An 8,817-nucleotide genomic window follows, 5' to 3' on the forward strand; every position below is an offset into this window, starting at 1 on the left:
CCAGCCGGCCCTCAGCGGCGCCCGTGCTGCCGCGCGACCTCGTGCCACCGTGCGACGAGCCGGTCGACCGCGGCGTGGAAGCGTGCCGTGGCCACACCGGGCGTCGTGTCCCCGAAGTACCGCGTCACCCACCGTCGCAGCTCCGCGAGCTCGTCCTCGTCGTGCGCGGCGGCGTCGACCCGCGCGACCACGTCGTCGGCGTCCTCCGCGCGCAACCAGTTGGCCGCGACCAGGTACCCGCGCTCGTCCACCTCGGCTTCAGTCGACACCGGGCGGGTGACGATCAGCGGCTTGCCCACCGCCAGGCGGTCGTAGATCATCGCGCTGATGTCGGTGATGGCCACGTCGGCGTCCGCCAGCTGCCAGCCCATCCCGGGCCCGTCGTCGTACACGTGGTGGGCACCCGCGTCGGCGGCGTTGGCGGCGGCGATGGCCGCCACGATCCGCTCGTGCGCGGCACGGTACCCGGGGTCGATGACCCCGCTGCGCGGGTGGGGTCGGTAGACCAGTCGGTGTCGCGGGGACGCCAGCACGCGCTCCGCGATGGTCGTGCCGTGGCTCGCGATCGAGCCGTACGCGGCGGCGGGCCGGTCCCCCTCCCAGGTCGGGGCGTACAGCACCACGGTGCGCTCGTCCGCCGGGTACGGGGGCTCGCCCGCGAAGTGGTCGGCCTGGGGTCGTCCGATGGCGATGGCGCGACCGTCCAGGTCGTAGTCCCACAGCGCCTCGGCCAACCGGTCACGAGCGGCGTCCCCGGCGATCAACGCGTAGTCGTACGCCTTGAACTGGTTCGTCGTCATGTACATCTTGTCGCTCTCACCGTGGTTGACGAAGACGTGCCACATGCGGCCGTACCGCATCATCTGGAAGTTGCGTGCGTTCTGGTTGACGTACAGCACGAGCTTCGGCGCCTGCGTGTCGACGAACCGTTCCAGGTCGACCACCTGACGCGCGTACACGGCCGGAACCGGAGCCTCGTCGAGCAAGGTCAGCATGGTGCCCGGGTTGCGCGAGACGATCGCGACGGGGTGGGTCTTCGCCAGTTCGGCGAGGGGCGCGTACCACTGCCGCACCTGGTACATGTTCACGGGACCGTCGGCGAAGTAGACCGCGACCTCGATGCGGCCCGGCGCGAGGGGCTGCTCGGTCGTCAGCCGCTTCGCGAGACCGCGTCGGTTGCCCCGGGCGTTCAGCAGTCGGCGGCCCAGGCGCCAGGCCGTGCGGACGTCGTTCAGGATCGGCATGCTCGGGTCTCTCTCGTGGGCTCGGGGTCAGACGACGGGCGGGCGTCCGGCCAGGGTCATCCGACCGATCGTCAGCCACCCCATGGGGCGTGCCGGCCCGCAGTCGGTGGTCCAGCCCTCGCGGATCCCGGCGAACCACACGCGCAGCTGGCGCGGACGATGCCACCACCGGGCGGTCTGGATCGCGGCCCAGGACCCGACGTACAGGGGTCGAAGCACCGCGGGCAGGTTCCGGCGGGCGAGCCAGACACGGTTGCGGGCGTTCAGGCGGACGTACTCGCTGTGCCGGGCCGGGTCTATCGCCGGATGGTGTGCAACCAGTTCACCGGCGTACCAGGCTCGACGCCCGGCGTCCCACACCCGCCACGCGAGCTCGATGCCCTCGTGTGCGTAGAAGTACGGCGCTCCCCACCCGCCGACGGCGCGGTACACGTCGGTCGGCACCACGACGGCGCCCTCCCAGACCGAGAACACCGGAGACGACGCACCCGCGTCGCCCTTCCGGATGCGCGGCACCCAGCGCAGGGGGCTCGCCGCACCGGTTGGGTCGACGACCCGCGGCTGGACGAGCCCGAGCGACGGATCGGCACCGAACAGGGCGATCGCGTCCCGAAGGAACGTCTCGGACGGGATCGACGCGTCGTCGTCCAGGAAGAACAGGTAGTCCCCCTCGACGACCTCGGCACCGGCGTTCCGCCCCGCGGGGATCCCGATGTTCTCCGGCAGCGCCAGCGAACGCACGCCCTCCGGCAGATCGGTCGGGTCCCACCCGTTGCCGACACAGACCACGTCGAGCTCGACGTCATGCTGCGCCAGCACGCTCTCGAGCCCGCGGCGCAGGTCGTCCGGTCGCGTGCCCTGCGACAGGCTGACGACGCCGACCCGCGGTCGCTCGCGACCGGGCAGCGCGTGCCGACGCAGTGTGCCCGGAGTCACGCGCGCACCCGCTTGGACGACATGATCGCCAGGAAGTGTCCGGCGGTGGCGATGACGGCCAGCGGAAGCAGCGCCCCGACCAGGACCCGGTCGGTCAGCGGATGACCGATCACCAGGCCGATCAGCGCGAACACGAACGCCAGGATCGACAGCTCGACGGAGTGGTACAGGCGGTGGAACGGCAGGAAGCGGGCCACCCGGCGGAGCGATGCCAGACGTCGGCCAGACGGTGCCGTGGTCGCGTCACGGCGGTCGACCAGCTTCTCGAGGCCGGAGTTCGCGCGGGCGACGTGCACCATGTCGTTGAGTGCCTTGTTCAGCACGATCACCAGCCCGAGCGCGCAGCCGATCGTCGTCCACATCCAGTCGGCACCGTGGACGGGCCAGGTCGCCGCGCGCACGCCGAGTGCGATCGGGATGAGCCCCTCGGTCGTGTAGTGCCCGACCTTGTCGAGGAACACCCCCGCTGGCGAGCGTGTGCCGCGCCATCGCGCGACCTCGCCGTCAGAGCAGTCGACCAGCATCTGCAGCTGCCCGAGCACGAGCGCCAGTGCCGCTCCCCAGATCCCCGGGATCAGCAGCGCCGCGGCGACCGACCACCCCACCAGGATCATCAGGCCGGTGACCTGGTTCGCGCTGACACGGGTCTTCAGCAGCACCCACGTCAGGTACGGCGAGACGTCGCGCAGGTACAGCGCCGCCGTCCAGTGCTCGGCGTTCGCGCGCGACCGGACCTCGTCCGGCTGGGCGACCGCGCGGAGCTGGGCGATCGAGGACGGGTGCGCGTACCGGTCGCGACCGTGGTCGGGGCGTGCGGCGTCGTGCTGGGGATCGGTCAAGTGGGTCACCGTCCGGTGTGGGTCGTCAGCTCGGAGGTCCGCGTCAGGAACCCGACGATGAACCCGACCCCCCAGCCGATGTGGATGCAGGGCAGCACGACGAGCAGCCATGCGCGGGTGGGGGCGTCCGACCGTCGGGAGACCGCGAGGCCCCCGGCGACGACGAAGACCAGGTACACGGCCGGCACGACGAAGCCCACGAGCGCCCATGCGGCACCGCTGTGGACGACCGCACCGACGACGCCGACGATCCCGGCGATGAGCCCGAGCCCCAGTCCCGCCACCATCGCGGGGGGCACGAAGTACCGCAGCCCGTTGTTCGCGGGGAAGCGCCGGGCGAGTTCGCCGCGCCACAGTCCGGTGGCGACGAACTGGCGGATCAGCCGCTTCAGGCTCGGACGCGGCCGGTACGTCACGACGAGCTCCGGCGTGAACCACACCGTGCCGCCCGTCGTGCGCAGGCGTCGGTTGAGCTCCCAGTCCTGGCCGCGCTTGATGCCCTCGTCGAACAGACCGACGGCGAACAGCCGGTCGCGGCGGAACACGCCGAGGTACGCGGTCTCGGCCGGACCGGCCTGGCCACCGACGTGGTGCGGGGTCCCGCCCAGGCCCACGCGGCTGCCGTACGCCAGCGCGACCGCCTTCTCGAACGGGGTGCGGCCCTCGGCGCGCATGATGCCACCGACGTTGTCCGCGCCTGACTCCTGCAGCGTCCGGACCGCGATGCGCGTGTAGTCCGGTGGCAACACCGAGTGCGCGTCCACCCGCACGACGACGGGGTGGGTCGAGGCCCGGATCGCCACGTTCAGTCCCGCGGGCGTGGATCCGACGACGTTCTCGACGGCGCGGATGCGGGGGTCGGCGGCGCTCATCTCGGCGACGAGTTCGTTCGTGCCGTCGATCGACGGGCCGAGCGCGAGGACGACCTCGAACGGCCCGGCGTAGTCCTGATCCAGCAGGCTGGCGACGGCTGCCCGGACCTCGGTGACCTCGTTCAGGACGGGCATCACGTACGAGACACCCGGCAGGTGCTGTCCGTCTGTCTGCATGCGTTCCTCGGGGTCCTGGCGGTGAGCGACTCGCAGCCTATCAAGCGGGCGGGACCCGGACCTGCTGCCGCACTGGGGGCCGTCGGCGCACCCCGAGACGGACGGGAGGCCCGGTACCAGCTGGTACCGGGCCTCCCGTCGGACGTGCGGAGCGTCAGCTCTTGCTGTCGTACGTGCCGAGTGTCACGTCCGCGGTCCGGCTCGCGCCGTTGCGGACGTAGGTGATCTCGGTCTTCGCGCCACCGGCGAAGTAGCGCACCTGGGCGGTCAGGTCGGTCGCGTCGGACACGGTCGCGTCGCCGATCCGGGTGACGACGTCGCCCTTCTGCAGGCCGGCGCCGGCAGCGGCACCACCCGACGAGACGGACTTGATGAGCGCGCCCATCTGGCTGGCGTTGGCGTCCTCGCTCGCGTCGCCGACCGTCGCACCGAGCAGCCCGTGCGTCGCGGAGCCGTTGTCGATGATCTCGTTCGCGACGCGCTTGACCAGGTTCGCCGGGATCGAGAACCCGACGCCGATGCTGCCGGCCTGCGAGCTCGAGGAGTCGGAGCTGCCCGCACTGGCGATGGCCACGTTGATGCCGATGAGCCGGGCCTTGGAGTCCAGCAGCGCACCGCCGGAGTTGCCCGGGTTGATCGACGCGTCGGTCTGGATCACCGGCAGCGACACCGTGGCACTCGCGCCGGAACTCGAGCCGTTGTCGCCGTTGCCCCAGAAGTCGAACGGACCGTTGCCGTTGTTGCCCTGGCCCTCGTTCGAGTCGCCGCCGGCCTTCGGGTCGCTCGACGTGACCTGGATGCTGCGGTTGAGCGTCGAGACGATGCCGTCCGTGACGGTGTTGGACAGGCCGAGCGGTGCACCGATGGCGACGGCCGTGTCACCGACGTTGAGCTTCGACGAGTCGGCGAAGGTCATCGGCTTGAGGTCGGTCGCGTCGATCTTGATGACCGCCAGGTCGACCGTCGGGTCCGTGCCGACGAGCTTGCCCGGGTAGATCTTCCCGTCCGAGGTCGTGACCTTGATCGTGCCGCTCGAGCTGTCGCCGTCCAGCGTCACCACGTGGGTGTTCGTGACGATGTAGCCGTCCTTGCTCATGACCACACCCGAGCCGGTGCCGGCCTCGCTCGACGAGGAGACGTTGATCGTCACGACCGAGGGCGTGGCCTGCGCCGCGACCGCGGTGACGACCGTGGCCGACTTGTAGTCGTTGACCGTGAGGTTGCCGCCGCCGCCTGAGCCCGAGGAACTCGTCGTGGTGCCCCCGCCGTTCGACGTGGCCGCCACCCAACCGCCGCCGGCGGCTCCGCCGACGAGGGCGCCGACGATCAGTCCGCCGACCACCGGGAGGATCAGCCGGTTGCGCGTGGTCAACTTCGGCTTGGTGGTCGTGCCGTTGGCGGCGCCGGCCGCCCCTGCGGCTGCGCCGGAGAAGTAGTAGCCGTTCGCGCGCTGCTCGGAGCCCTCGGTGTCGCCGAAGGCGCTGGAGGTGGGGGCCTGGGCGGACTGCTGGCCGTACTGGTCCTGGGGGCCAGAACCGTACTGGCTGGTCTGGCCGTGCTGGCTGGTCTGGCCGTACTGGCCCTGTCCGTACTGGTCCTGCTGCCCATACTGGCCCTGGCCGTACTGGGTCTGCTGGCCGTACTGGCCCTGTCCGTACTGGTCCTGCTGGCCGTACTGGCTCGTCTGGCCCTGGCCGTACTGGTCCTGCTGGCTGTAGGCGCTCTGCTGGCCGTACTGGCTCTGCTGGCCGTACTGGCCGTACTGGCTGGTCTGGTCCTGGCCGTACCCGGACTGCTGGCCGGAACCGGGCTCGGACTGCTGGTCCTGCCCGGACTGCTCCTGTGCCGCCGCCGCCGCCGCCGGCTGCGCGTACTCGCCGTAGCGAGGACGGTCCTGCTGCCCGTACTCGGCAGTGGGGTACGGAGCCGTGTACTGGTCCGTGTGCTGGTCGTTCCCGAACTGCTCCGTCGGGTGCGACGACGCGGGTTCGATCACGTCGGTGTGGTCGGCGTCAGCGGCCTTGTGGCCGGACGCGGTGGACTCGGAGTCGCTCGGAGTCGACGCTCCAGCGTCGCCCGCCTGCTGCGCGGCGTCGTCGGCGTGGACCTCGGGGGTCGTGTCGGCCGGACGGTCGTCGTCGCCGTGCCCGTTGCGCGTGGTGTCGCTCATGCTGGACGTGCTCCTTTCAAGCTCGTGCAGTCTGTCGGACCCACCTGGGCGATGGTCCTGGCGGCGCTGCGAGAGCCCTATGGCGATCTTATGCGTCGCCTGTGGACGCGCTCCCGGCGGTTGTCCGGCCACACACTATGTTGGTGGCATCCAGCACCACGCCCGTCGGAGGGAACCACATGCGGCAGTCCGGTCCCTGGGTCCGCGCAGCGGCGGGAGCGATGCTCCTCGGACCGGACGGCGTGCCGGCACCCACCGTCTTCGCTGAGATGAGCGCCCTCGCGGCGAGCACCGGGGCGATCAACCTCGGACAGGGGTTCCCGGACGAGGACGGCCCCGCCGAGGTCCTCGACGCCGCGGTCCGTGCGATCCGCGACGGCGTCAACCAGTACCCGCCGGGCCGTGGCACCCCCGACCTGCGTCTGGCGATCGCGGAGCACCAGCAGCGATGGTACGGCCTGCGCGTCGACCCGGACCGGGAGGTCCTCGTCACCGCGGGTGCGACCGAGGCCCTGGCCGCGACCCTCCTGGCGCTCGTCGAGCCCGGTGACGAGGTCATCACCTTCGAGCCCTTCTACGACGCGTACGGAGCGCTGATCGGGCTCACCGGCGCGCAGCACGTCACGGTGCCGCTGACCGCACCGGACTTCCTGCCCGACGAGGAGACCCTGCGCGCCGCGTTCTCCGACCGCACCCGGGCCGTGTTGGTGAACACGCCGCACAACCCGACGGGCCGGGTGTTCCCGACCGAGGTCCTGCGGGCGATCGTCGACCTCGCCGAGCAGCACGACGCGGTCATCATCACCGACGAGGTCTACGAGCACCTGACGTTCGCCGTGCCGCACGTGCCGATCGCGAGCCTCCCCGGCGCTCGGGACCGCACGGTCACCGTGTCGAGCGCGGGCAAGACCTTCAGCACGACGGGGTGGAAGATCGGGTGGCTCACCGCTCCCCCGGCGATCGTCGACGCGATCACCTCGGTCAAGCAGTTCCTGACGTACGTGAACGGTGCCCCGTTCCAACCCGCCGTCGCGACCGGCCTGCGGCTGCCCGACGCGGTGTTCGCGGGCATCGCTGACGATCTGCGCGGCAAGCACGAGTTGCTCGCCACGGGGCTGCGCGCCGCCGGGCTCGAGGTGATGCACCCGGACGGTGGCTACTTCGTCATCGCCGACGTCGCGCCCCTCGGGTTCGCCGATGCCCGGGCCTTCTGCCTCGAACTGCCCACGTTGGCGGGTGTCGTCGGGGTCCCGGTCTCGGCGCTCGTGCGCCCGGACAACGCCGCCGGCTACCGCTCACTCGTGCGGTTCGCGTTCTGCAAGCGCCGCAGCGTGCTCGAGGACGCTGCTGCACGCCTCGCCGGCCTCGGCGCAACCGGTCTCGACGCGTCCGGTCTCAGCGCGTCCGATCTCAGCGGAGCCGGCCTCGGCGCAGCCGGCCTCAGCGCGTCCGGTCTCAGCGCGTCGTCACGTCGTACCGACGGAGCGACAACGACGGGTTGACCCGCCGGACACCGTCCGTCACGGCGGTGTCGACCGAGCCGACCAGGAGGCCCGGTGCGGCCCCGAGCGCGGTCGTCGCGACCCCGGACGGGTCCAGCAGCACCGACCCGCCGATGCCCACCGGCGGTGCCTGACCGACACCGAGCACCCAGATCGTGTTCTCGATCGCGCGTGCCGTCAGCAGCGTGTGCCAGTGGTGCTCCTTGCCCGGACCACGGACCCACTCAGCCGGGACGAGCACGATGTCGGCTGCGCCGGTCTCGGGCGCAGCCAGTCGCCGAGTGACCTCCGGGAACCGCAGGTCGTAGCAGGTCTCCAACCCGACCCGGACGCCGTCGAGGTCGAACACGGGGAGCTGCCCCGCTTCCCCCGGTTCGATGCGGTCGGACTCTCGCGAGCCGAACGCGTCGTACAGGTGCACCTTGCGGTAGACGCAGCGCAGCTCGCCCGCAGCGTCGACTGCGACGAGGGTGTTCCGGAACCGGTCCGGGCGGTCCGAGACCTCTGCCACGCCGACCACGAGCGCGATGCCGGTCTCGCGGGCGACCTCGCGGAGCCCGGAGACGAACGGCCCGTCGAGCGGCTGCGCTGCCGCGACGAAGGCGTCGTCGATGTCGGCGGTGAAGTACGACGTGTACTCGGGCGTGACGAGCAGGTCCGCGCCGCGTGTGGCCGCTTCCCGAGCGGCGGTCGTCACGGTCGCGAGGTTGGCCTCCGTGTCGTCCACGGGTGCGAACTGCGCGGCCGCGATCGTGAGGGTCGTCATGTCCCGACCCTACCGACGTGCACCGCGGTGCCGCCCCGCCCGCGCGCCCCACCCACTCGCCCGCTCGCCCGCCCGTCCGCTCGCCCACCCACTCCTCCCTCCGCGAGCGGGCGGAAGCGCCGGGTTCCTCCTCGAACCACCCCGGGATTCCACCCGCTCGCGCATCCCGCAGACCCCGCTCCCACGCACGCACGCGCGCCGAACGGGCGGAAGCGCCGGGTCCCTCCACGCCTGACCCGGGGACTCCACCCGCTCGCGCATCCCGCAGACCCCGCTCCCACGCACCCGCGCCGAACGGGCGGAAGCGCCGG

General features: G+C 71.7%; 7 protein-coding genes. 1 reads left to right on the plus strand and 6 read right to left on the minus strand.

Annotated features, from left to right (window positions below):
* Nucleotides 1–11 precede the first annotated feature (11 nt).
* The 5 genes from ASG04_RS07795 to ASG04_RS17350 all read right to left on the minus strand — a co-directional run bounded on the left by ASG04_RS07795 (nt 12) and on the right by ASG04_RS17350 (nt 6,238).
* Nucleotides 12–1,244 carry a hypothetical protein gene (locus ASG04_RS07795; RefSeq protein WP_056122135.1) on the minus strand — a complete coding sequence of 411 codons (1,233 nt, stop codon included), beginning with the start codon at nt 1,242–1,244 and terminating at the stop codon, nt 12–14.
* Nucleotides 1,245–1,271: 27 nt separating this feature from the next.
* Nucleotides 1,272–2,180 carry a glycosyltransferase family 2 protein gene (locus ASG04_RS07800; protein WP_200938424.1) on the minus strand — a complete coding sequence of 303 codons (909 nt, stop codon included), beginning with the start codon at nt 2,178–2,180 and terminating at the stop codon, nt 1,272–1,274.
* Nucleotides 2,177–3,019: a CDP-alcohol phosphatidyltransferase family protein gene (locus ASG04_RS07805; RefSeq protein WP_056123805.1), complete on the minus strand. Its 843-nt coding sequence runs from the start codon at nt 3,017–3,019 to the stop codon at nt 2,177–2,179. Before ASG04_RS07805 ends, ASG04_RS07800 begins: the two co-directional genes overlap by 4 nt.
* A gap of 5 nt (nt 3,020–3,024) precedes the next feature.
* The gene (locus tag ASG04_RS07810) at nt 3,025–4,068 is read right to left on the minus strand and encodes a glycosyltransferase family 2 protein (protein ID WP_056122139.1); all 1,044 of its coding nucleotides are present in this window, start codon (nt 4,066–4,068) and stop codon (nt 3,025–3,027) included.
* A 154-nt stretch (nt 4,069–4,222) separates the two neighbouring features.
* Nucleotides 4,223–6,238, minus strand: a complete 2,016-nt coding sequence (locus tag ASG04_RS17350; RefSeq protein ID WP_056122143.1) for a S1C family serine protease — start codon at nt 6,236–6,238, stop codon at nt 4,223–4,225.
* A 179-nt stretch (nt 6,239–6,417) separates the two neighbouring features.
* Between ASG04_RS17350 and ASG04_RS07820 the strand changes: the two genes are divergently transcribed.
* Nucleotides 6,418–7,740, plus strand: coding sequence for an aminotransferase class I/II-fold pyridoxal phosphate-dependent enzyme (locus ASG04_RS07820; protein ID WP_082517886.1), 1,323 nt, complete (start codon nt 6,418–6,420; stop codon nt 7,738–7,740).
* On the opposite strand, the gene ASG04_RS07825 is transcribed toward ASG04_RS07820, so the two are convergent.
* On the minus strand, nt 7,694–8,506 hold the full coding sequence (locus ASG04_RS07825; protein WP_056122147.1) for a carbon-nitrogen hydrolase family protein: 813 nt from the start codon (nt 8,504–8,506) through the stop codon (nt 7,694–7,696). The genes ASG04_RS07820 and ASG04_RS07825 overlap by 47 nt on opposite strands.
* Between the last annotated feature and the right edge of the window lie 311 nt (nt 8,507–8,817).

Origin of the sequence: Curtobacterium sp. Leaf183 (assembly GCF_001424385.1) — a bacterium.
In the GTDB taxonomy this organism is placed as follows: domain Bacteria; phylum Actinomycetota; class Actinomycetes; order Actinomycetales; family Microbacteriaceae; genus Curtobacterium.